Source organism: Yersinia aleksiciae (assembly GCF_001047675.1).
Classification (GTDB): Bacteria; Pseudomonadota; Gammaproteobacteria; order Enterobacterales; family Enterobacteriaceae; genus Yersinia; species Yersinia aleksiciae.
On the sequence record NZ_CP011975.1, the window covers coordinates 694,808 to 719,029 of the forward strand.

The following is a 24,222-nucleotide window of genomic DNA, read 5'->3' on the forward strand; positions in this document are numbered from 1 at the left end:
AATGTGGATTTTGCTGCAAATAATTTTTTCTATAGAGGCTAGTACTGCATGGCAAACTTTTTCATCGACCGCCCAATTTTTGCCTGGGTATTGGCGATAATTATGTGTCTTACTGGGGCATTGGCAATCTCAACACTGCCTATTGAGCAATACCCCAATCTAGCACCGCCTAATGTGCGCATCAGTGCCTCCTACCCAGGTGCCTCGGCGCAAACACTGGAAAACACCGTCACGCAGGTCATAGAACAAAGTATGACCGGTCTGGATAATCTGCTGTATATGTCGTCGCAGAGCAGCAACTCCGGCAGTGCCTCGATAACCTTAACGTTCCAGGCGGGCACCGACCCTAACGAAGCCATGCAGCAAGTCCAGAACCAACTGCAATCGGCCATCAAAAAACTGCCTCAGGATGTCCAGCAGCAAGGGGTTTCAGTCTCAAAATCTGGCGATAACACATTGATGATGGTGGCGTTTGTCTCCACCGATGGCAGCATGGATAAGCAAGATATTGCCGACTATGTCGCCAGCAACCTGCAAGACCCCCTTAGCCGAATCGAAGGGGTCGGCAGTATTGATGCTTTCGGCTCACAATATGCAATGCGCATCTGGCTTGACCCTAATAAACTCAATAATTATCAACTGACTACGCAGGATATTGTCACCGCTATCCAGTCGCAAAACAGCCAGATCGCCGTCGGCCAACTGGGCGGGACACCTTCGGTTGATAATCAGTCCTTGAATGCCACCATCAACGCGCAATCTCAATTGCAAACTCCCGAACAATTCAGGGAAATCACGCTACGCGTCAATCAGGACGGCTCATTGGTCACCTTGGGCGATGTGGCAAAGGTCGAGATGGGGGCCGAGAAATATGACTATCTTAGCCGTTTTAACGGGCAAGCTGCGTCGGGGATGAGTGTCAAGCTGGCCTCCGGTGCTAATGAGCTGCAAACCGATGAATTAGTCAAAGCCCGACTGGCCGAACTGGCGCCTTTCTTCCCTCATGGCCTTGAAGCCAAAATCGCCTATGAAACCACCCCTTTCGTCAAAGCCTCAATCAAGGATGTGGTTAAAACCCTGGTGGAAGCCATTGTGTTGGTTTTCCTGGTGATGTATCTGTTTTTACAAAATTTCCGCGCCACCCTGATCCCGACCATCGCCGTGCCCGTGGTGCTACTGGGTACCTTCGCGATCCTATCGGTATTTGGCTTTAGTATTAATACGTTAACCATGTTTGCCATTGTGCTCGCCATCGGGCTATTGGTTGATGATGCCATTGTGGTGGTGGAGAACGTCGAGCGCGTCATGAGCGAAGAGGGATTAGACCCACGGGAAGCGACGCGCAAATCCATGGGGCAGATTCAGGGCGCACTGGTGGGGATTGCACTGGTGCTGTCAGCGGTATTTATTCCGATGGCGTTCTTCGGCGGAACCACTGGAGCCATCTACCGCCAGTTCTCCATTACCATCGTCTCAGCCATGGTGCTCTCAGTGCTGGTTGCGCTGATTCTGACACCGGCACTTTGCGCCACCATGCTCAAGCCCATCAAACCGGGGCATCATCATGCCAAACGCGGCTTCTTCGGCTGGTTTAACCGCATGTTTGATCGTAGCGCCCACCGTTACGAGCGGGGCGTGGCGCGGGTGTTGCACCACAGTCTGCGTTATATGCTGCTCTATTTACTGCTGTTGGGCGGTCTGGCGCTGTTATTTGTCAAATTACCCACCTCGTTCTTGCCACTGGAAGATCGCGGTGTCTTTATGGCGCAAGTCCAGTTGCCTGTCGGCTCTACCCAGCAACAGACCCTGAAAGTGGTTGAGAAAGTGGAGAATTACTTCCTGACCGCGGAGAAAGACAGGGTGCTGTCGGTGTTTTCAACCGTGGGTTCCGGCCCGGGCGGTAATGGCCAGAACGTGGCACGATTATTCATCCGGCTGTCTGATTGGGATCTGCGAAAAAACAGCCATGACTCCTCTTTCGCCATTATTGAGCGCGCGACCAAAGAGTTTAATAAAATCACCGAAGCCAGAGTGTCAGTCAGTAGCCCTCCGGCTATCTCAGGTTTGGGCGGCTCCTCCGGTTTTGATATGGAATTACAAGATCACGGCGGTTTAGGCCACGATAAATTGATGGCTGCCCGTGACCAGTTGTTACAAATGGCATCCCAAGATCCGGCACTGACACGGGTGCGGCATAACGGGTTAGACGATAGCCCGCAGTTACAGATAGATATCGATCAGCGTAAAGCACAAGCGCTGGGGGTCTCACTGGATGATATCAACAACACGCTGAAAACCGCGTGGGGCTCGACTTACGTTAACGACTTTGTTGATCGCGGAAGGGTGAAAAAGGTCTATGTGCAGTCTGAGGCCACGGCCCGTATGCTGCCGGAAGACGTCAATAAATGGTACGTGCGCAATAAGAGCGGTGGCATGGTGCCTTTCTCCGCATTCTCTACCACGCGCTGGGAATATGGTTCACCACGACTGGAGCGCTACAACGGTTATTCGGCACTGGAGATTGTCGGCGAGGCCGCGCCGGGTGTCAGTACCGGCACCGCGATGAATGTGATGGAAGAGCTGGTTAAACAGCTGCCAAATGGGTTTGGTCTAGAGTGGACTGGTATGTCCTATCAGGAGCGGCTCTCTGGTTCGCAAGCCCCTGCCCTCTATGCTATCTCGCTACTGGTGGTGTTCTTGTGTTTGGCGGCACTGTATGAGAGTTGGTCAATACCTTTCTCCGTGATGCTGGTGGTGCCGCTCGGGGTGATTGGCGCGGTTGCCGCCACGTGGATGCGTGGATTGGAAAATGACGTTTATTTTCAGGTTGGACTGCTGACCATCATCGGGCTATCGGCCAAAAACGCCATTTTGATCGTCGAATTTGCCAGTGAATTAAACAACAAAGGCAAAGATCTGGTGGAGGCCACACTGGAGGCGTCACGCCAGCGGTTACGGCCTATTTTGATGACTTCGCTGGCGTTTGTTTTTGGTGTGTTGCCGATGGCGATCAGTCAGGGGGCAGGCTCCGGTAGCCAACATGCGGTTGGGACGGGGGTGATGGGCGGGATGATCTCTGCCACGGTATTGGCGATATTCTTTGTGCCGCTGTTCTTTGTCCTGGTTCGCCGTCGCTTCCCCGGCAGACCACCGCGGGCGAAAGAGTGAACATTTACCTGTAGAAAATAGTTACCTATAGAAAATAAGTAGGCAGCGATATGTAGCATTAAAAAAGGTGACATGAATAATCAATGTCACCTTTTTAATTTAAAAAAAACCAACACAATAAGTTATTATATTAATAATGTAATAATAAGTAATTAATAATGAAATTAAAATAACATAGATATATTCTCGCCACGCATTGACCATACACAAATGATCATCCATATTTATTTATCCCGTTATATGACGGGAGTGCAAACACAATGTAACATTAACCTCTACACAGTCAGGAGATATTACTATGGGTATTCTCGGATTATTACCAAATAAAATTGATGAAAATGAATCAATTGAAAACAATGAGCACCTCACTTGTTTAACAGAACAGGAGCTGGCTGAACTGGAAAGTGAATAGCATCATAATTAGGGGGGCCTTGGCCTCCTTAATTAATTGTTTATCGGAGATAAAATATGGAATTACCTTATGAGCGTGAAATCACGTTTGCTGAAGCCCAAAACCGAATTTTAGCTGAGTTTCAGGATAATAATATTACTCCTCACATAGAGAACCTGGGCCAAAACATTATTACTACTACATGTGACATTTATGATCATAATAATAATTTATTGAGCCAAGGTGTAGGGAAAGGTATTGATGGGGCGGCATTAATCGGTTCTTTTTATGAAGCATTTGAACATTATATCTCAACCAACCACCAAAAGTTCGGCAAAATAACATTATGTAAAACCAATAAACTGCAACATACATTAGGAAAATGTGATTTTGTGAGAAGCCTGTTGCAAGCTCAACCCAATACGGAAATTGGTTGTCGCCATTACAGTAATATTACCGGCGATATTTCAGTTCTTTACCCTATAGCCTTCTCAGTCCCCGATTATGCAGATTCGCCCATTGAAGGAGACAACTTCGATTATCAGGTATTACGCCGTTATTCCAGCAACAGTGGCACAGCCATCGGTTCCTCTTTTCAAGAAGCGGCGCTGCATGCAGTTAATGAAAGCATTGAGCGTGAAGATATATCACAATTTTTGATTAACTACTTTTATCAGAATAATGACGATGCGTTACAGCTCGTTAATCCTGATTCACTACAAGATAATCTTCATAGCTTATGGCTCAATGCTGAAGCAGAAATAGGCGACACGATTACAGTACTAGAAATCAGCCAGTCTTCCGTCTGCCGAACATTTATCGCTTTCGGACACAAACTCTGCCAGGCAATACATCTATTTGGTGCCGGAACATCGCTCTCACCTTATTACGCCCTATCCCGCGCCATTACAGAACTGGTTCAATTTCATTCGGTCGTCACCCGCTATCCTTATCTGATTGATACACAAAATCATTCTTTGCGGCGTTTAGCACAATGGCCAAAGCTCCGCCGTAGTTGTGAAGCCAATTTACCCGGATTATTAGCGGATAGAACCTTAAATTCTGTCGATATTCCAGAAGGTGAACCCATCACACCTGTGATTGATCAATTACTGCATGTAGAGCGGGGGTTAAACACGCAGGGATACCTAGTGCTGATTAATATCCTCTATCAAAGTGCTTCAGGCTGTACTGTCGTTAATGTACTGATTCCCGGTTTTGAGCGTTTCTTTCTTATTAACAGCGGCAACATTGTTGTTCCCTGGATGGGTTATCAATATCAAAAAAGCTAGTTGCCCCATGCTGAGATTGAAAAATCAAAAATACGCAATAAAAAAGGCAGACACCTCAACGGCTCTGCCTTTCTGCGAGCGATCACTCGCCCCTGGATATGTATCGATAAAACTAACAAAAAGATATTAACTCTTACTGCCGGTTTATTCGCTTATGCCTTACGCAACATAGCATCGATAAACTCTTTCCACGTGCTTAACTCAAATTCAACCATAACGTCCTCTCTAATAATCGCGAGTGATTATACGCTTATTATTTGAACAGTCAAAATAGAAAGCAGCCGAATGAGTTGGGCAATAGAAAAGACCTGTTTTTACTTAAAGCAGGTCTCAGACTGATGGAAAAAACCGATGACTCGATCGGAAACGGTGAGGACAGGCGGAGAGTAAAGCGTCCGCGCCAAGGATGGCGCGGCTCGAGCCTCCGGGGAGGGATCTACAGCGTCTTTACGATCTGCCTGTTCTCTCCGCCACTGACACTTTGTGAATAATCACCTGATACCAGAACATCACCTCATGTCAGGTTTATCCTTTAGGAAAAATCCACAGGTGCTCCATCGGTAAAGAGAGCGAGCACTGCGCCTCGTGGCGAAGTTCAGTGCCATATGCGCGGATCACAAAATCGTCAGCTGCAGTGCGGAACAGATATTCCCAGCGGTCGCCCAGATACATGCTAGTCAGCAAGGGTAAGTTGAGCTGGTTGCCGTTCGGGTCATCCGCCAGATTGACCCGTTCGACTCGGATCACTGCCGTACCCTCTTGACCAGCCACAACCCCCTCGCCCGCCCATCCCCACAGCGCCCAATCTTTACCTTCGATTCGCGCCTTGCCCTCACTGACTTGCGTGACCTTGCCATGTAAGCGGTTATTGCTGCCCATAAATTCCGCAGTGAATAGCGTCGTTGGTGAACCGTACATCTCCTGCGGCGTCCCCTGCTGCTCGATTTTGCCGTTATTCAGCAACAAGATGCGGTCAGAGATTGCCATCGCCTCATTTTGGTCATGCGTCACCATCAGCGCTGATAAGCCGAGTTTGATGATCAATTCACGCAGGAATACTCGCGCTTCCTCGCGCAGCTTGGCATCCAGATTCGACAATGGCTCATCCAGCAGGATCACTGGCGGGTTGTAGACCAGCGCACGACCAATGGCAACACGCTGCTGCTGCCCACCAGAGAGCTGATGGGGATGACGATGGCCCAGCGCCCCCAGCCCCAGTTGGTCGAGTACCGCTTGCACCCGCTGAGTAATATCTGCCGACGATGTTTTGCGCAACTTCAGCGGGTAAGCAATGTTCTCAAACACCGTTTTATGGGGCCACAAAGCATAAGATTGGAATACCAAGCCCAGATTGCGCTCTTCGGCGGGGATTTCACGGCTCGCTTTACCGTCATACACCGTATTATCGCCAATGATAATGCGGCCCTGACTCGGCTTCTCCAAACCCGCGACCGCCCGCAGTAAGGTGGTTTTCCCACTCCCCGATGGCCCCAGCAGCGAGACCACTTCGCCGCGCTTTAATTGCATCGACACCCCTTTCAACACCGGGTTATCGCCATAGGTTAAATGCAAGTTATCTACCGATAATTCAATCATTTAGTTTAACTCCAAAGCGCAATGCAATACCCAGCCCTATGACCACCAGCAGGATATTAATAAAGGAGAGCGCGGCAACGATATCAATTGCCCCCGCCGCCCACAGTGAAACCAGCATCGAGCCAATGGTTTCCGTACCCGGTGAAAGCAGATAAACCCCAGTGGAGTATTCACGCTCAAAAATCAGGAACATCAGCAGCCACGAACCAATCAGGCCATAACGGGATAATGGAATGGTGATATGACGAGTCACCTGACCTCGGCTAGCGCCGTTACTTCGGGCCGCTTCTTCCAACTCAGGCCCCACTTGCAGCAAGGTCGAAGAGATCAGCCGTAGACCATAGGCCATCCACACCACGGTATAGGCCAGCCAGACACTAAAAATGGTGCTGCGCAGAGAGCGGAGCCACACCACCAGATTGCCCCGTAGCCACTCAGCCATGGGTAGCGAGGATAACCAGCCCTCTTTCAATGAGTTATCCAGCCACATCGGCAGGAACAGGAACACCCATAAGAACGCCAGTCCCGCCAGCAGACCCGGCACCGCTCGCGGTACTAACACGCTGTAATCGAGAAAACGTGTCACACCATCAGGTTTACGGTGCATCGCAATGCCGATAAACAGATAGCAGATGACCGCCAACGCGCCGCCAAATACCCCAATCGCCATTGAGTTGACGATGGCCCGCAACAGGTTGGGTTGCTGCCAGATGGTGCGGAAAGTGTTGAGTGATAGCTCATCCCAGAGCGACACCCCCATGCCCCAGTTAGAGACAAAGGCGCGTAGCACCACGCCTAGCAATGGCACGCCAATGGTGACCGTCAGCCAAAACGCCACCACGCCACCGGCTATCCAACGCCACTTGCCCAGTGGCAACAGTCGCGCCTGAGAGGCTTTACCTTTGACCGTCACAAAACGGTTGGCAGTGCGCATCAGCACTCGCTGTAACATCACTAACGGAATGGTAATGCAGATCAGTATCACCGCCACGGCGGCCATCAGATGGTAAGAGGGGGTGCCTAGCTTATTGGTCAACTGGTAGAGATAGGTCGCCAACACTAAGTTGCCCTCCGGATCGCCCAAGACCAGCATCAGCCCGAACACTTCCAGCCCAAGGAAGAACAGCAATACCGTGATATACAGAATCGACGGGCGCACCATCGGCAAACTCACTGCTGTCATGACCTGCAACGGCGAGGCACCCGCTGTGCGCGCCGCTTCTTCCACATCCGAACCGACACTGCGTAGCGCCGATGAGATATAGAGGTAGGCGTGGGGAACGTGGGTCAGGCCCGCAATCACCACGATGCTCGACATGGCATAAATATTCCATGGCACAAAACCGATCAATGACTCTGCCCACAGGGAGAAGAAGCCCACCGGCCCTGCCGCCACCACGTAACCAAACCCCAGCACCATGGGTGAGACAAAAATAGGCACCAAAATCAGCGGTTCGATGATCCGGCGGCCCGGTAAGTCAGTTCTGACCATCAAAAAGGCCAGAATGCCTCCCAACGGAATAGCGATAACCACCAGTCCGAAAGCCAGAATAAAACCACTCTTCAGCGCCTTGTAAAAATCGGGATCAGCAAAAATGAAGCGAAATGCCTCAAGGCTGAACACTTTACTCGGTGAGAAAAAGGGGGCAGAAAGGAAACTTTGAATAACAATAAATGACAGTGGTACGTAGATAACCAGTGTGGTTATCAATACCACCAAGCCGCGCGGCAAGCTTTGCCACTTTCTGCGCAATGCTTTCATAATGAGTCCCGTGGGTTAAAAATCCATGATAAAACCAGTATAAACAGGGTGCGCACCACCATTAATACGCACCGAGGGGGATTCCTTATTTCGCGGCCGCGCTGCGCCACTGTTTGATATAGTCCAGACGTTTAGCTTGCGCCATATACTCCAACAGACTTTCATCAACGGCGATGGGTTTGAGTGCTGCACCGAGTTTTTTAGTCAGACCATCAATGTCATTGTTTCCCTCGATATCGTTGCGAATCGAAGGAATATCTGATTGGTTAGCCAAAATATTTTGGCCCGCTTCCGATAACACATAGTTAACCCACAGTTTGGCCGCATTACTATTGGCCGCATTTTTACTGATAAATGTGACTCGCGACAGCACCAGGGTGTAGTCCTTCGGATAGGAGATCCCAAGAGAAGGGTCTGTTTTAGCGCGGGTTTCAGCGTAAGAACCGAGGATATTAAAGCCAATCAGATTCTCACCGGATGACACCCTTTCCATCATGGTACCGGTGGAGGATTGCACCGTCAGCCCACCCTTGGCGATATCAGCCAGTGTCGCAAAGTAGTTAGGGTCCGCTTTGAAATCCTGAACCGACAGCATGAAACCTAAACCTGATTTTTCAATATCATAGGTGGTGACTTTCTTTTTGAATTTATCAGGCTGGCTGGCGATGAGTTTTGCCAGTGCGGCATGGGTTGTCGGCACATCAGCTTCGGGGATCAGGCGCTTGTTATAGATAAAAACCACCGGTTCGTAAGTGGTGCCGTAGGCGCTGTTTTTCCATACCGCCCATTTTGGCAGTTCACCCTGCTCAGGAGAGAGGTACTCCTGCGCATAGTCGGTCGCCAACTTCAGTGCCGTATCCATCGAGGAGCTCCACACTACGTCACCACTGAGGCTACCTGACGCCTGCTCACTGATGTAGCGGTTGTATAACTCGGTGCTGTTCATGTCGTTATATTCGACTTTGATCCCTGGATAGGCGGCCTCGAATCCTTTGATCAGCGGCGCAGCAGCCTTGATATCCGTGGAGGTATACACCACCACTTTGCCCTCTTTTTTGGCACCATCAATAATGTTTTGATAATCAGCAGGGTAATAGGTTGGGAGTTGAGCAGAGGCAGGAAGAGTGGCTAATGCAGCCGTCGCTATCATTAATACTTTAAAATTCCTTAACATATCATTAACTCCAATGTCCATTTATGGAACGAAAAAACAACATATAGTTAATATATGTCGCTACGCAATGAAGTTGATTTTTTGTCTGCTTATTTTGTGATGGCGCTCATTTATCGCGCTATTATTACCCTATATCACCCCGAAGAAGGTGTGCGGCGAGAGTTCACTTAGGGGGAGAGCGGCGCGGTTGATGCGCGAATTGGCGGTACTCAGCTTGCCAGTGGCACAATTCCGGAGTAGCGTGCTCATTAATTCGATCAGTTTGCTAATTAATCACTGGGTGAAACTTAAATTACTGTGTGTCCGTTAAATGACAGTGTGAAACCATGAAACACTCCATCGACTCGTTAAAAGAGCTGGGCCGTTATGATGATGCGGTGGCAATGGCGCAGAAGTTGCTGCTTCGCTCACCCGATAACGCCAGCCTGATGTATAAAATCGCCTCCCTGTATGATGTGCAGGGGTTGGAGTTACAGGCAATTCCCTTCTATCGTGCCGCCATTGATCATCATCTGGTGGGGATAGAGTTACAGGAAGCCTATTTGGGGCTGGGGAGCACTTATCGAGAGCTGGGGTTATATCAAGCATCGTTAGAGACACTTGACCGTGCGCTGACTGCGTTCCCGCAAGCAAAAGAGATTACCTTGTTTCGCGCCATGACGCTGCACAATCTGGGTGAAACCAGAGAAGCGGTCGCCGCCTTACTGACACTACTGGCGGAGACCTCAAACCATCAGGACATCAGCCTTTACCAAAAATCCCTTCGCCAATATGCTGCTGACCTTGACGGTATCGACTAACAGCGCAGCTAATACCGGATTGTCAGAACCCTAAACAACGCATAGCCGTCTGGATTCAAACCTCATTTTCCCGCATCATGGGCTAATTGCTCCTCCTGAACCGGGCAGCCGCATCAGCAGCTGGCCTGATTTGTCATTCTAGCCGAGGTATTATTTTTCCATGTCAGATAGCCCAGTAACCCCATCATTGCGCCTTTATGGCATTAAAAATTGCGACACCATAAAAAAGGCCCGCCGCTGGCTGGAAGAACAAGGTATTGCCTATCAGTTCCACGATTATCGCGTGGACGGGTTGAGTGACGAGCGTCTGCAAGGTTTTATCGATAAGCTGGGTTGGCAGCCGCTGCTTAACACACGCGGCACCACTTGGCGCAAACTGCCTGAAGCTCAGCGAGAGAGCATTACCGATGCTCAAGCCGCCAAAGTGCTGATGCTAGAACAACCTGCCATTATCAAGCGCCCACTGTTGGAAGCCGCTAATGGCGAGATGCTGCTGGGCTTCAGCGTGGAAAGCTATCAATCTTTTATCCAAAACCAAACCGCTATTGAGGTGCAATAACATGATCTGTCCGGTAATCGAACTGGCCCAACAATTAATTAAGCGCCCGTCGCTCAGCCCAAATGATGCGGGTTGCCAGGAGATCATGATCAAGCGCTTAGAGGCGATTGGTTTTACTGTCGAACCCATGAATTTTGGCGATACCCTTAATTTCTGGGCATGGCGTGGTGAAGGCGAGACACTGGCGTTTGCCGGTCATACCGACGTGGTGCCTACCGGTGATGAAAGCCATTGGAGCAGCCCGCCCTTTGAGCCGACGATCCGTGACGGCATGTTGTATGGCCGTGGTGCCGCCGATATGAAAGGTTCGCTGGCAGCCATGGTAGTCGCCGCCGAACGTTTTGTTGCCGTGCACCCAGATCATAAAGGCCGCTTGGCATTTATGATTACCTCTGATGAAGAAGCTAAAGCGATAAACGGCACCGTCAAAGTGGTTAATGCACTGATGGCGCGCAATGAGCGGTTAGATTACTGTCTGGTCGGCGAACCCTCCAGCACCGATAGAGTCGGCGATGTAGTGAAAAATGGCCGTCGAGGCTCGATCACGGCCAATTTGCGTATCCACGGTATTCAAGGACATGTGGCCTACCCCCATTTGGCTGACAACCCAGTACACCGCGCCATGCCAGCCCTGAATGAGTTAGTGGCCACCCAGTGGGATGAGGGCAATGAATTCTTCCCCGCCACCAGCATGCAGATTGCTAACCTACACGCCGGTACTGGCAGCAATAACGTGATCCCTGGTGAGTTCTACGTGCAGTTCAACTTCCGTTTCAGCACTGAACTGACCGACAGCATGATTAAACAGCGGGTTGAAGCGCTATTGGAGCGCCATCAACTCAATTACAGCCTGGAATGGGTGCTATCGGGCCAGCCCTTCCTAACCGCTCGAGGCGCGTTGGTCGATGCCGTAGTTAACGCGGTTGAACATTACGCTGAAATCACGCCGCAGTTACTCACGACCGGTGGCACCTCGGATGGCCGCTTTATCGCCTTAATGGGTGCTCAGGTGGTGGAGCTGGGGCCCGTTAATGCCACTATCCATAAAGTGAATGAATGCGTTCACGCTGCTGATTTACAACTGCTAAGCCGGATGTATCAGAGAATCATGGAGCAACTTATCGCATGACAGTTAATACATTAACGCCACAGATGCTTACCGGGCGCTCAACGGAACATTTAGTGGTGTTAACTGGCAATCATCGTCTGCAGCCGCAGGCTGTTGATGCTTTTCAGGCTATGCAGCAGGCGGCAAAAGCGGCGGGTTTTGATCTACAGCCTGCCAGCACGTTTCGCGATTTTGACCGCCAATTAGCTATCTGGAATGGTAAATTTCGCGGTGAGCGACCAGTATTAGATAAAGAGAGTCAGCCGATAGAGATCAGTCAGCTTGACGATGCGGCCCGCTGTGAAGCTATTTTGCGTTGGTCTGCCCTGCCGGGGGCCAGTCGCCATCACTGGGGCAGTGATCTGGATATTTACGATCCCTCCCTGCTACCAGCGAATACCAAGCTACAGCTGGAGCCATGGGAGTACGAAGCGGGTGGTTATTTTTATCCACTCACCCAATGGCTGAGTGCGCATATGGCTGAGTTTGGTTTTTATCGGCCCTTTAGCGAGGACACTGGCGGCGTTGCCGCAGAGCCTTGGCACTTGAGCTATCGCCCGCTGGCCGTCACGGCGGCGCATTTACTGACACCCAAAATTTTGCTGGAAGCCTGGCAATCACAGGATGTGGCAGGCAGTGAATGGCTAGCAAGCCATTTACCCATGATTTTTTCACGATTTATCGTGGCACCAACGATGGAAGGATTTTAATTATGCACTGGCTAGCAGATTACTGGTGGATTATCCTTATCCTACTGGCAGGGATTATCTTAAACGGCATCAAAGAGTTACGACGCCTTGATCATAAAAGCTTTTTGAGCAATAAGCCGGAGATCCCACCTCACCGCGACAATAATGCGGAATGGGACGACGACGATGACTGGCCAGATAAAAACAAGAAAAAGTAAGCTGATTGCGAACAACATACAGCGAAGGGAGAATATCCCTTCGCCAATACCCCTTATCTCGCGGCAAGATCTTGACGCAAATGGGCGATCGCCTGCTCTAGCATCGGCGGATTGATGCCATGCCCCATATTGGGTACTAAATCCAACGTCACCTCATGACCTAACGCCGTTAAGCTGCTGGCCGCTTTTTTCGCGTGTTCTACCTGTATCACACCATCCTGTTCGCCATGAATCAGATGGATCACCACATCCGCTATCGGTTGTTGTGGCAAGGTCGCAAAGCGACCACTGAAGGCAATAATCTGCCCAGCGAGTTGTGACTGAGCTTTCACCCCCTCTAATGACATGATCGTGCCCTGCGAGAAGCCAACCAGCGTGGTCTGCTGCGCCCCTAAGCCACTCTGTTGCTGCCATTGACGTACCGTAGCAACAAATTGCGGAATCACTTCATCGATACGCCCTTGGCGACCCTCTTCAGTCACCCCTTGGACCGAAAACCACTGCCGTCCATTACCCATGCTGCTAGCAAACGGCCCATCAATGCTAACCACCAGCGCTTGAGGAAAAGCTTGCGCGAAATGGCTGCCTACCGGTGCCATACCCGCAGCACTGTCGCCGACGCCATGAAACAGTAAAATCAATTGTTCCGCCTTGGCGGGTTGCTGCACCACGATATGTTGCTGATTCATTAGGGAGCCTTTAATCATTGAGTCACGATAACATGACTATACGACCACTCATCCGGCAGGGATATTGGGTTTTATTGATGGATCCGATCTTTCTAATAACCGGACCCGACCACTCGCCTAAATCTCCAATAAAACCAAATCCTTCATCAACCCCGCCTTGGTGGAATCAATCCCTCTCATCCCTTCGGCAGCCTCCTGCCGCCAACGTGCGACTAACGCCTTGCGCCCTGTAAGACCCAGAGCGCTAACAATCTCTGCAGAGGGGATGCCCTGCTGCAAATAGTGCCGTAGCGCAGGAAGGGGTAGTTCACTTTGCACTAACAAACGCTGCAACGCAGGTAAACTGGCTTCTAACGGGCGGGAAGCCAAGGCAAAACCCGCCAACTCAAGCCAGTCGTCATCATTTAAAGTGACATCAAGCTGCTCAGGCAGAGCTAGCGATGCTGGTGCGTCGATCTCAATCCATTGCTGCAACCAATACCAATCTCGCTCTAATTGCTGTCGTGCCGTGTGACAGAGTGTTTGCCCTGCGCGACTCAAAGGGAGTATCGCCATGGCGGCATAACAGCCGCTACTGGCTTCTTGGTGGCTGCCAATGCGCACCAGTTGAAACCCGCAGGTGCGCCAAAAATGCGCTAATTCGGCGGTATAGCCAAAACTGACCGAGAGAAAATCACGTTGATCTTGCTGCGCACGCGCCTGTTCTGCGGCAATCATCCGTCGGGCAATCCCCTGCCGCCGCCATGATGGGGCGACTGCCACGCGACTGATTCGCCGAGATAATAGGATCGGCGCTTGCCATTGCCCATTGTGGGCCGCCAGTGATTGCGCCACTAAACTGCCCTTTGGCCGCCGCTTGCCCGCCCAAACATCGTGGGCCAGTTCACTGCTCAAGCCCCCCTCATCCACCAGCCACAGTGCGCCAACCACTGAATCAGCCACTTTCGCCGCAGAAAAATGCATACCCGGTGCATCCATCAAACGCCGCAAATCCAGTGGCGTTGTCCGATAATGGGCACTGGAGAGTAAACCGTAACATTGCCGCAGCAATGCGGGATTATCCCGCCAATCGCGCTGCTCACAGGCGATGATATCGACCGATGAGTAAGCGGGGGCCGTGAGTGACCCTTCATCATCAAACAGCATGACAGCATCCACAATGCGCTCCAGCGGATCGTGACTGGCCCAGCGGATCGGATCCGTCAGGGTCAAATGATGCCAATCATTCAGGGTGGCGCAAAACTTCAGTAAAAAGCCGCGCCCAGTACCTTCGTAACCCTGCACCGTAGTGGTTAATAGCGCCCGTGGAAAGTAGGCCAATAGCGCAGAGAGTAATGGGGCGGGGATCGCAGCGGCCTCATCAATCAATAGCCAGTCAACCGTGCTGACATCCTGCTGCTGGCAATACTTCAGTAGTGCGTCTGGAGCCCAAAACTGCGCCCGTTCGCCAGCGCGAGCACTCAATACTTGCGTGGCAGCTTTGCCCGGCCCGGTGACCCAGCACTGGCCTTGCCACTGTGCCACCAACATGCCTGCCAGGGTCGACTTGCCGCGCCCACGAGCCGCGGTCAGTACCCAAATCCCCCCCTTGGCCTGCATCAAACGCTGAAGAATATTTTGCTGCTCAAGGGTGGGAGAGCCGTCAGGTCGCTGCCATTCTGGGCGCGAATCCACGATTGGCGCAGGTGGTGGCTGGCCCTCTAGCCATAAGACGACATCGGGATCAGCCAGAAGTTGGCGTTGCAGATGGTGGATAAAGTTGGGTGTGGTGATTGGCGCGCCCTGCTCGCTCCATCGCAAGCTATCGGTATCGGGCAAACTCGGCCAACAGCGCCACTCTGGCACTAAGAGCACCAGCCAGCTTCCGGTCTGCAATGTCCCTGCCAGTACCGCCAGCGCCTCGCTATTCAAACCATCAGTGGCATCAAATACGCCGTGCAATCCCTCCTGACCCAATAAGGTTTTTGCCGCTGTCGGACGAATACCCTGAACCTCGGCGGGTAACGCCTCGCCAATCCACCGCCAATCCCCCGGCAGTTGCCGACGTAGATTTAGCGCCTGTTGCCGTGACCAATCAGCACTGCCACTGAGCACCAGTAGACGGCGAATCCCCTGCTGAGCCATCAGCGGTTGGCTGGCAACCATCCCATGACTCACGCTAGGATTTACCAATCACCAACGAGAGCAATCCGGCGGCGATCAATGGCCCGACCGGCACGCCTCGGAACAACGCAACCCCCAATACCGTACCGACCAGCAGCCCAGCCACCACCGACGGCTGATGTGTCATTAGCGAAACCCCACGTCCGCCGAGCCACGACACTGCCACCCCCACCACAATGGCCAATATCGATTTCCATTGCACAAAGGAGTGCAGTACCTCGCTGGCGCTGATTTTACCGCTGGCAATCGGGGTCATTACCCCAATGGTCAAAATCAGGATACCGATGGTTAAGCCATATTTTTCTATCCACGGGAAGAATTGATTCAGAGGGGTAATGCGAATGGCGAGCAGTGTCAGAATGGCTAATGTAACGGTCATATTGTGGCTGATGATTCCCAGCGCAGCCAACGCCAATAGAATCAATAAAGTGGGATCGAGAGCGGCCATGGTTATCCTTGCCTTGCAAGAGATGCCGGCAGCGAAAGTGCCGGCAAGAAGAAAGTGTTGTTATGATAATCGCTGCTGACGCGAGGTTCTAGCGCTATTAGCGGCTAGCAAAGGTGTTGCAGCTATTGGGGTCACCACTGTCGAATCCACGTTTAAACCAAGTATAACGTTGCTGTGATGTACCGTGAGTGAAGCTGTCGGGCACCACGCGCCCCTGGCTTTGCTGCTGTAACCGGTCATCACCAATGGCTTGTGCGGCATTCAGGGCCTCTTGCAAGTCCCCAACTTCCAGCACCTGCTGTTCATCCATCGCTTTGCCCCAGACGCCAGCAAAACAGTCTGCCTGTAACTCCATTTTGACCGACAGTCGATTGGCTTCCGCTTGTGTCGCGCCCTGTTGCTGCTGGCGCACTTTGCTATCGATGCCCATTAAGTGCTGCACATGGTGCCCAACTTCGTGAGCAATCACATACGCCTGCGCAAAGTCACCGTCTGCACCCAGCTTGTTTTTCATCTCTTCATAGAAGGATAAGTCGATATAAACCGTGCTGTCTGCCGGGCAGTAAAACGGTCCCATCACTGATTGGCCGGTGCCACAACCGGTGCGGGTTGCGCCACGGTACATCACCAGTTTAGGCTCTTGATAGGTGCGGCCCATTTTCTGGAAAATCGGTTTCCAGGTGTCTTCCGTGTCTGCCAGAATCACGGAGGTGAATTTGGCATATTGGTCGTCTTTGGCGCTGACTGAACTTGATGAACGCGGCTGCGTCTGGGTTTGTGACATAGGATCACTGCCGTTCAAGAGTGGCGTCAGATCAACCCCGTAGTAGCCAGCGACCAGCACCACAATCAGGATAACAATACCGCCCTTACCCCCAGGCCTAAATCCACCGCCACCACCGGATGAATCACCCCGCCGATCTTCCACATTGTCACTTTCACGACGACCTTGCCAACGCATAGCTGTACTCCCAGAGATATTCCTTACCCATTATCGTAGGAAATATATTGGCTCAGCACCATTAAAAGCAAGAATGATTGGTGTGGTGGGCGATTTGATTCAAAGATGATATGGATACGAGGGGGATAATTGAAGGGAGATAGAGGCTATCTCCCTCATGTCAGCAAAACGTAATCGATTGCGCAGTTAGTCTAATTTTACGCCGATACGGTGCGCAACTTCTTCGTAGGCTTCAATCAAACCACCCAAGCTCTGACGGTAACGATCTTTATCCATCTTGTTGAGGGTCTTCTTATCCCACAAACGGCTGCCATCAGGCGAGAACTCATCACCCAATACCACTTCACCGTTGAACAGGCCGAACTCCAGCTTGAAGTCCACCAAGATTAAGCCGGCATCGTCAAACAGTTTGCTCAGCACATCATTGGCCAAATAGCTCAGCTCTTTCATCCGCGCTAATTGTGCTTCTGTCGCCCAACCAAAAGTTTTGCAGTATGACTCGTTAACCATCGGGTCGTGCATGGCGTCGTTTTTCAAGAACAGATCAAACAGCGGTGGATTCAGTTCCAAGCCTTCTTCGATACCCAGACGTTTTACCAACGAGCCAGCAGCGCGGTTACGGATAACGCATTCAACCGGGATCATTTCCAGTTTTTTTACCAGCACTTCAGTATCAGACAGCAAACGCTCCATTTGAGTAGGAATACCGGCTGCTTCTAATTTAGCCATAATAAAATGGTTAAATTTGTTGTTTACCATGCCCTTACGATCGAATTGCTCAATGCGCTGACCATCCAGTGCTGACGTATCGTTACGGAACTCCAATACCAATAGGTCAGGATTTTCGGTGGTATAGACAGTCTTCGCCTTCCCACGATACAACTCAGCTAGCTTTTGCATCTTATGACTCCAGTAATGATATAAATAAGTAAAGGGGCCGAAGCCCCTTTGGTTTATTTGGTACTTGGCGCGCTTGTCTGGCTAAACGCCGCCTGGAACACCGCGACCAGCGCATCATTCTGCGACTGAGTTAGGGTGTGCCCTTTCGGACCGATGAATTGCAAGCTACTGCGGTTATCAAGGTCACCGACTTGCAGCTTGTAATCACCTTCTGGCAATTCAGGATCTTTAGCCCCCAACGCATCCCAGCTACTGCTACTCATGGATTTGTTGGTCACATTGATTGAACCTTGCGGGCGGCTACGGTCAGTGACTTTCATGCCGACTTTCTCAAGTGCGGCTGGCAGACGTTCCCACAGCACAGCATAAGGGGCGCGAACAATCAGTTGCGGTAGGCCGGTATCATCGCTGCCGCTTTGAACATCTAGCGTGCCAACTTTACGGGCAGCCTGACTACTTTCGCTGTCAGAACGGACCTTATCCAAGCCTTCGATAATGGCATTCAGCATTGCACCGTTGTAGCGCTGGATTTCGGTATAGCTGGTTACTGGCTGGCCGCCTTGCTGTAAAGCAAGGGATTTCACCACCAATACCAACTGATAACCCTGCTCCTGCACGCTTATCTGATAACGGCCTTCAAACTGCACGTCTTCATCGGCACGATTCCATTTGACCCAATCAGTGGTCAGCGTTTGGCTGGCATCCTGACGGCTGGCTATCGTCCAGTTTTTATCTTGCAGCACGCGGGTCACCTGCGCCCACAGATTGCGGTTTTGCGGGCTATTTTCTAACAATAGCTTGCTGGTATCGTTAGCATTTTCAGCGCGAGAACCGCTTAATAATGCCAGTGGTTGTACCGGAGGACGGATGTCCAACTGTTTGCCCACCGCGCCTTGAGAGTTGACGGAACGGACATCAAAATCGCCATTTTGTATCGGCAGAATCATCCCTGCTGGTGAGTTAAGCGGTTTCAGCCCCGGCGCTTCCAAATAAGATTCGTCACCGCTAACCTGGCGTTTGTAGCGTTGGTCAGTGGTGCAACCTGCCAGCAGCATTGCCAGCGAAACACCCACTACCGTTACCACTGTCGACTTTTGCAATGTTATTGCCATCAAATTTCCCTAAGAGTTACAGCAAACCTGCGCTTTTCAGCGCGTCTTCCACAATCCGTTTAGCCGGATCAGTTAGCGGGGTCATTGGCAGACGCAAAGTGTCATTCGCCATTAATCCCAGCTGCTTTGCGGCCCATTTCACCGGAATTGGGTTTGCTTCTACAAATAAATGCTGATGCAATGGCATCAAGCGCTGATTCAAACGGCGTGCTTCTGCAAAGTTGCCTTGTGCAGCCAATGCACAAAGTTCAGCCATTTCACGCGCAGCGATGTTCGCCGTCACCGAAATAACCCCTTTGCCGCCCAGTTGCATAAAGTCCAGTCCGCTCGCATCGTCACCACTGAGCAGGATGAAATCTTCATCATCAACCAGCACTTGGATCTGACTAACACGACTTAAGTTCCCTGTTGCCTCTTTAACAGCAACAATATTTTTAATCTTGGCTAAGCGGGCAATGGTTGGCGGTAACATATCGCAACCGGTACGCGAAGGCACATTATAGAGAATTTGGGGTAAATCGGTACTTTCCGCGATCGCTTTGAAGTGCTGATATAACCCTTCCTGCATTGGCCGGTTATAATATGGTGTCACAGTCAAGCAACCCACCACACCGGTATTATTGAACCGTTGTGTGAGAGAAATTGCTTCGGAGGTGGCATTAGCACCGGTTCCAGCAATGATGGGAATGCGACCATCTGCCAGTTCAAGGGTCTGCATGACCACATCGACATGCTCGTCATGGTTCAGTGTGGCAGACTCACCCGTGGTGCCCACGGAGACAATCGCCGCAGTACCGCTAGCGACATGATAATCAATTAGTTTCTTAAGGCTCGCACGATCGACAGCACCTTTGTCGTCCATCGGCGTTACCAGTGCAACTATGCTACCTGTAAACATTGCGCTGCCTGTAAACATCGGACTTCCCGTAAACATTGCCCACCCCCTCCTTAAACAAGTTACTCATGGTACTTTTGACCTCTATCCAAAAGCAAGCAAACAACTGTGTTGTAAGCGCTTGGCAGCAGGTTTTTTTTATGTTTACCATGGTAACCCCAAAGAGCATGACAGGAAGAGCGATTTTGCCGCAGCTTGATGAACATTATCTGGTCATTACCGCACTGGGTGCTGACCGCCCTGGAATCGTGAATACCATCACCCGCCATGTCAGTAGCTGCGGTTGTAATATTGAAGATAGCCGACTGGCCATGTTCGGTGAAGAGTTCACATTTATTATGTTGCTTTCAGGCAGTTGGAATGCCATTACCCTGCTGGAATCAACCTTGCCGCAAAAAGGCGCAGAGCTTGATTTACTGATTGTGATGAAGCGTACCAATGCCCAATACCAGCAAGCGATGCCTGCGACGGTCTGGGTAAAAGTTGAAGTAAATGACTCCCCACATATTATTGAACGCTTTACCAACCTGTTTCATTGCCACAATATGAATATCGCGGAGTTGGTTTCTAAAACTCAACCGGCTGAAGGCGACACACCTCCTCGGTTGCATATTCAGATGAGTGCACACAGCCCCGCCAACCAAAACAGTTCGATAATTGAGCACGCGTTTTATCAGCTATGTACAGAACTCAATGCGCAAGGCAGTATTAGCGTTGTGAACTATCCACAGCATGACTCACGAATGGAGAGTTAGTAATGAGCCCATTGAAAGCCGGTGATATAGCGCCGACGTTTAGTTTGCCCGACCAAGATGGCGAGCAAATTAGTTTGGCCGACTTCCAGGGACAACGTGTCTTGGTCTATTTTTATCCTAAAGCCATGACACCGGGCTGTACTGTTCAGGCCTGTGGTCTGCGGGACAACATGGATGAATTGAAGAAAGCGGGCGTCGAAGTGTTGGGTATTAGCACCGATAAACCTGAAAAGTTGTCACGTTTCGCGGAGAAAGAACTGCTGAATTTCACTTTGCTGTCTGATGAAGATCATCAGGTTGCAGAGCAATTTGGCGTTTGGGGCGAAAAAAGTTTTATGGGTAAAACCTACGATGGTATCCACCGCATCAGCTTCTTAATTGATGCTGACGGTAAGGTGGAGCATGTGTTTGATAATTTCAAAACGACTAACCACCACGATATTGTGATGGACTATTTGCGCCAAAGTGCCTAAGTCGTTTCGTTCTCACGGTGCCCCATAAAAAGCAAAAAAGAGCGTTTAAACGCTCTTTTTTATTGGCTCAACTCACTGTTTATTCAGCCAAAAAAACTATCACGATCCGTTAATCAATCCGCCTCAAGTGCAAGCTCTTCCGGCCAGGCATGGATCACGGCTTTGACCAAGGTCGCCAGCGGGATGGCAAAGAATACCCCCCAAAAGCCCCACATACCGCCAAAAATAATGACAGACAGAATAATCACCAGCGGATGGAGATTAACGGCTTCCGAGAACAACACTGGCACCAGCAAATTGCCATCCAGCCCCTGCACCACCAGATAAGCGACAAAAAGGGTCCAGAAATCAGCACCAAGCCCCCACTGGAATAGCGCCACCAGCACCACCGGAATGGTGACAATTACCGCGCCAATATAGGGAATCAAAACCGAGAAGCCGACCAGTACCGCCAATAACAGTGAGTAATTCATGCCCATAATAAAGAACACTAAATAGGTAGCGATGCCGACAACGACCATCTCCACCACTTTGCCGCGAATATAGTTGGTGATCTGTTGGTTCATTTCCAGCCAGACCTGCCCGGCAAGACCTCGATTGCGCGGTAAAACACGGCGCACAGCATTCAACATCTGCTCTTTGTCTTTGAGCAGGAAAAACAGCATCAGTGGCACTAAAATCAAATAGATCGCCAATGTCAGCAGGCCGATCAATGAGGCAACCGAGAATTTAACGACAGACTCTCCCATGCCGGATAGCTTGTTGCGCAGGTTTTCCGCCATCATATCGACGATACCGGCATCCACCAGTGCGGGATAACGCGAGGGCAAGGTTTGAGCAAATGCGTTGAATTTATTTAGCATTTTCGGCATGTCTGATATCAGATTATTGCCTTGTTGCCAGACCGTCGGTGCCACAACAAACACCGCCAACAGCATGATACTGCCGAAAACCACCAGTACGATAGTGGCGGCCCAAAGGCGTGAGCAGCCAATACGCTGTAATCGGGCCGTTGGCCACTCCAACAGGTAAGCCAACACGATTGCCGCCAGGAGTGGAGCCAAAATACCGCTGAAAAAATAGAGAATACAGAATCCAGCCAACAGAATAACCAGTAAAGCGATAACCTGCGGGTCGGTAAAACGACGACGGTACCATTGTAACAACAGCTCTAGCATCCGAAATTGCTCCTTAAGTACCATGAGGAATCCGCAAATTGGCGAACGCCTTAAACCGCCTCGCTCAGCAGAGGCATAACCCGAAGGTAAAATTTATGTGTCGTCTCTTCCATAGCGCCATTGCCTAGGTATCCATTAAGTTATAACTATTTCTTTATAATCGCAGGCTGGCTAAGATAGTCACATGTCTCAGCAATAGATGCTGATCTTAGCTTTTGACCTATTTGAACCTATTTTTGTGATATAGCTCGCTTTCGTGATGATTGTACTGGAGAGCAGAGCCAGGAAGAAGAACTCTTACACATCTCGGGGTCTAATTGTCATTACATTAGCAGGAGCAGCTTCAGTTATGACTTATCGGTTTAGTAAAACAGGTCGGTTTAATAAAACAGGCCGATTAAGCAAGACAGTGCTCGCAACACTGCTCAGTAGCTTGCTGCTCACCAGCACAATACCCGCTAGCGCTGAGACACAAGACCTGCTGCCCGATATCGGTACTTCAGCGGGTGCCACCTTGAGCATCGATCAGGAACTGGCGATGGGGGATTTCTATGTCCGCCAAATGCGTGCCAGTACGCCACTTATTTATGACCCGTTATTGACGCAGTATATCAATACGCTGGGTAACCGGCTGGTTGCCAATGCCAACTCAGTCCGCACCCCCTTCCATTTCTATTTGGTCAATAATGACCAGATTAACGCCTTTGCTTTCTTTGGTGGCAACGTGGTGCTCCACTCCGCACTATTCCGTTATACCGATAACGAGAGTGAACTGGCATCAGTATTAGCTCATGAAATATCTCATGTGACCCAACGCCATTTGGCGCGGGCCATGGAAGAGCAGCAACGTATGGCTCCTCTAACGTGGGTCGGGGTTTTAGGCTCGATCCTGTTGACGATGGCCAGCCCACAAGCCGGTATGGCGGGTTTAAGCGGCACGCTGGCGGGTGCTCAGCAAGGTATCATCAGCTTTACTCAAGGCAATGAGCAGGAAGCAGACCGCATTGGTATTCAGGTACTGCAACGTTCGGGCTTTGACCCGCAAGCCATGCCTAATTTCCTGCAAAAACTGGCCGATCAGTCACGATATGCATCAAAACCGCCGGAAATGCTGCTGACTCACCCCTTACCCGATAGTCGCTTGTCTGATGCACGTAACCGCGCCAACCAAATGAAGCCGCACCCTATCGCTTCATCACAAGATTATTTATTCGCCAAAGTTCGTATTCTTGGCATGTATGGCTCAACGGAAAATAGCCTGACCCCAGACCTGCTGGAAACGCTGAGCAAAGGCACAGTGCGCGAACAGCTGGCCGCCAAGTATGGTCAAGCCATCTTGCTGTATCAGGCCAAAAAATACGACGAAGCTCGCAATCAGTTACAGCCGCTGCTAACACAGCAACCGGGCAATATTTGGTTCCTCGATTTGATGACCGATATTGATTTGGGGCAAAACAAAGCGGCAGCAGCCATTTCCCGCCTGCAAGCTGCCACTGCAAAGCAGAATGATGAGCCAGTATTGCAGCTCAATCTGGCCAACGCCTATGTTCAGGGGGGGCAACCGGCAGCTGCCATCAAGATACTGCATCGCTATACTTTCGCTAATCCGAACGACCCGAACGGTTGGGATCTGTTGGCACAAGCGGCGGCGGCATTGAATTTACGCGATCAGGAGCTGGCCGCTCGAGCAGAAAGTTTGGCATTAAGTGGCAAGTTGACACAGGCCATTGGGCTACTTAGCGATGCCAGCGCACGGGTGAAATTAGGCAGTCTGGAGCAAGCGCGTTATGACGCCCGTATTGACCAATTACGCCAGTTGAATGAGCGCTTCCGTAAATACCAGAAAACCTGATGAGATCGAGTTAATCTTGCTGACTGCCTGCAACATGGC

At 50.7% G+C, this 24,222-nt stretch carries 21 protein-coding genes; 10 read left to right on the forward strand and 11 right to left on the reverse strand.

Annotated elements, in window-relative coordinates:
• Positions 1-48: 48 nt before the first annotated feature.
• Both acrD and ACZ76_RS03375 read left to right on the forward strand, forming a co-directional pair.
• A complete protein-coding gene (gene acrD, locus ACZ76_RS03370) occupies positions 49-3,168 on the forward strand; it encodes a multidrug efflux RND transporter permease AcrD (RefSeq protein ID WP_048616807.1) in 3,120 nt (1,039 codons plus the stop codon).
• Between the two features lie 468 nt (positions 3,169-3,636).
• Entirely contained in the window at positions 3,637-4,851 is a 1,215-nt protein-coding gene (locus ACZ76_RS03375; protein ID WP_048616809.1) for a YcaO-like family protein, read from the forward strand.
• Between the two features lie 525 nt (positions 4,852-5,376).
• On the opposite strand, the gene ACZ76_RS03380 is transcribed toward ACZ76_RS03375, so the two are convergent.
• From ACZ76_RS03380 to ACZ76_RS03390, 3 genes are all read right to left on the reverse strand, one after another.
• Entirely contained in the window at positions 5,377-6,447 is a 1,071-nt protein-coding gene (locus tag ACZ76_RS03380) for an ABC transporter ATP-binding protein (protein ID WP_048616811.1), read from the reverse strand.
• Positions 6,440-8,209, reverse strand: coding sequence for an ABC transporter permease (locus tag ACZ76_RS03385; RefSeq protein ID WP_048616813.1), 1,770 nt, complete (start codon positions 8,207-8,209; stop codon positions 6,440-6,442). The genes ACZ76_RS03380 and ACZ76_RS03385 overlap by 8 nt, the downstream gene beginning before the upstream one ends.
• Positions 8,210-8,294: 85 nt before the next feature.
• The gene (locus ACZ76_RS03390; RefSeq protein ID WP_048616816.1) at positions 8,295-9,383 is read right to left on the reverse strand and encodes an ABC transporter substrate-binding protein; all 1,089 of its coding nucleotides are present in this window, start codon (positions 9,381-9,383) and stop codon (positions 8,295-8,297) included.
• A gap of 326 nt (positions 9,384-9,709) precedes the next feature.
• On the opposite strand from ACZ76_RS03390, the gene ACZ76_RS03395 reads away from it, so the two are divergent.
• The 5 genes from ACZ76_RS03395 to ACZ76_RS03415 all read left to right on the forward strand — a co-directional run bounded on the left by ACZ76_RS03395 (position 9,710) and on the right by ACZ76_RS03415 (position 12,757).
• Positions 9,710-10,183 (forward strand): tetratricopeptide repeat protein, encoded by a 474-nt coding sequence (locus tag ACZ76_RS03395; protein WP_048616817.1) that lies wholly within the window; start codon positions 9,710-9,712, stop codon positions 10,181-10,183.
• Positions 10,184-10,343: 160 nt separating this feature from the next.
• Positions 10,344-10,742: an ArsC family reductase gene (locus tag ACZ76_RS03400; RefSeq protein ID WP_048616820.1), complete on the forward strand. Its 399-nt coding sequence runs from the start codon at positions 10,344-10,346 to the stop codon at positions 10,740-10,742.
• Position 10,743: 1 nt separating this feature from the next.
• A complete protein-coding gene (gene dapE, locus ACZ76_RS03405; protein ID WP_048616822.1) occupies positions 10,744-11,871 on the forward strand; it encodes a succinyl-diaminopimelate desuccinylase in 1,128 nt (375 codons plus the stop codon).
• On the forward strand, positions 11,868-12,560 hold the full coding sequence (locus ACZ76_RS03410) for a M15 family metallopeptidase (protein ID WP_048616824.1): 693 nt from the start codon (positions 11,868-11,870) through the stop codon (positions 12,558-12,560). The genes dapE and ACZ76_RS03410 overlap by 4 nt, the downstream gene beginning before the upstream one ends.
• 2 nt (positions 12,561-12,562) lie before the next feature.
• Positions 12,563-12,757: a YpfN family protein gene (locus tag ACZ76_RS03415; RefSeq protein ID WP_048616826.1), complete on the forward strand. Its 195-nt coding sequence runs from the start codon at positions 12,563-12,565 to the stop codon at positions 12,755-12,757.
• 53 nt (positions 12,758-12,810) lie between these two features.
• On the opposite strand, the gene ypfH is transcribed toward ACZ76_RS03415, so the two are convergent.
• The 7 genes from ypfH to dapA all read right to left on the reverse strand — a co-directional run bounded on the left by ypfH (position 12,811) and on the right by dapA (position 19,928).
• Entirely contained in the window at positions 12,811-13,446 is a 636-nt protein-coding gene (gene ypfH, locus ACZ76_RS03420; RefSeq protein WP_048616828.1) for an esterase, read from the reverse strand.
• Positions 13,447-13,563: 117 nt separating this feature from the next.
• Complete coding sequence (locus tag ACZ76_RS03425) at positions 13,564-15,591, reverse strand: tRNA(Met) cytidine acetyltransferase TmcA (RefSeq protein WP_172684434.1); 2,028 nt, start codon at positions 15,589-15,591, stop codon at positions 13,564-13,566.
• Positions 15,592-15,604: 13 nt separating this feature from the next.
• Complete coding sequence (locus ACZ76_RS03430; protein ID WP_004876835.1) at positions 15,605-16,057, reverse strand: DUF441 domain-containing protein; 453 nt, start codon at positions 16,055-16,057, stop codon at positions 15,605-15,607.
• A gap of 97 nt (positions 16,058-16,154) precedes the next feature.
• Complete coding sequence (gene ypfJ, locus ACZ76_RS03435) at positions 16,155-17,018, reverse strand: KPN_02809 family neutral zinc metallopeptidase (RefSeq protein ID WP_048616835.1); 864 nt, start codon at positions 17,016-17,018, stop codon at positions 16,155-16,157.
• Between the two features lie 186 nt (positions 17,019-17,204).
• Positions 17,205-17,918, reverse strand: a complete 714-nt coding sequence (purC, locus tag ACZ76_RS03440; protein WP_004393557.1) for a phosphoribosylaminoimidazolesuccinocarboxamide synthase — start codon at positions 17,916-17,918, stop codon at positions 17,205-17,207.
• 53 nt (positions 17,919-17,971) lie between these two features.
• Positions 17,972-19,030, reverse strand: coding sequence for an outer membrane protein assembly factor BamC (bamC, locus tag ACZ76_RS03445; RefSeq protein ID WP_048616837.1), 1,059 nt, complete (start codon positions 19,028-19,030; stop codon positions 17,972-17,974).
• 16 nt (positions 19,031-19,046) lie between these two features.
• A complete protein-coding gene (gene dapA, locus ACZ76_RS03450; RefSeq protein ID WP_032815264.1) occupies positions 19,047-19,928 on the reverse strand; it encodes a 4-hydroxy-tetrahydrodipicolinate synthase in 882 nt (293 codons plus the stop codon).
• 182 nt (positions 19,929-20,110) lie between these two features.
• Here dapA and ACZ76_RS03455 point away from each other — a divergent pair, with 182 nt between their 5' ends.
• Positions 20,111-20,680 carry a glycine cleavage system transcriptional repressor gene (locus tag ACZ76_RS03455; RefSeq protein WP_048616839.1) on the forward strand — a complete coding sequence of 190 codons (570 nt, stop codon included), beginning with the start codon at positions 20,111-20,113 and terminating at the stop codon, positions 20,678-20,680.
• Positions 20,681-20,682: 2 nt separating this feature from the next.
• On the forward strand, positions 20,683-21,153 hold the full coding sequence (gene bcp, locus ACZ76_RS03460) for a thioredoxin-dependent thiol peroxidase (protein ID WP_048616841.1): 471 nt from the start codon (positions 20,683-20,685) through the stop codon (positions 21,151-21,153).
• 113 nt (positions 21,154-21,266) lie between these two features.
• Here bcp and ACZ76_RS03465 read toward each other — a convergent pair whose 3' ends face one another.
• Complete coding sequence (locus ACZ76_RS03465; RefSeq protein ID WP_048616843.1) at positions 21,267-22,331, reverse strand: AI-2E family transporter; 1,065 nt, start codon at positions 22,329-22,331, stop codon at positions 21,267-21,269.
• A 349-nt stretch (positions 22,332-22,680) separates the two neighbouring features.
• Here ACZ76_RS03465 and bepA point away from each other — a divergent pair, with 349 nt between their 5' ends.
• The gene (bepA, locus tag ACZ76_RS03470; RefSeq protein WP_048616845.1) at positions 22,681-24,183 is read left to right on the forward strand and encodes a beta-barrel assembly-enhancing protease; all 1,503 of its coding nucleotides are present in this window, start codon (positions 22,681-22,683) and stop codon (positions 24,181-24,183) included.
• Positions 24,184-24,222 lie beyond the last annotated feature (39 nt).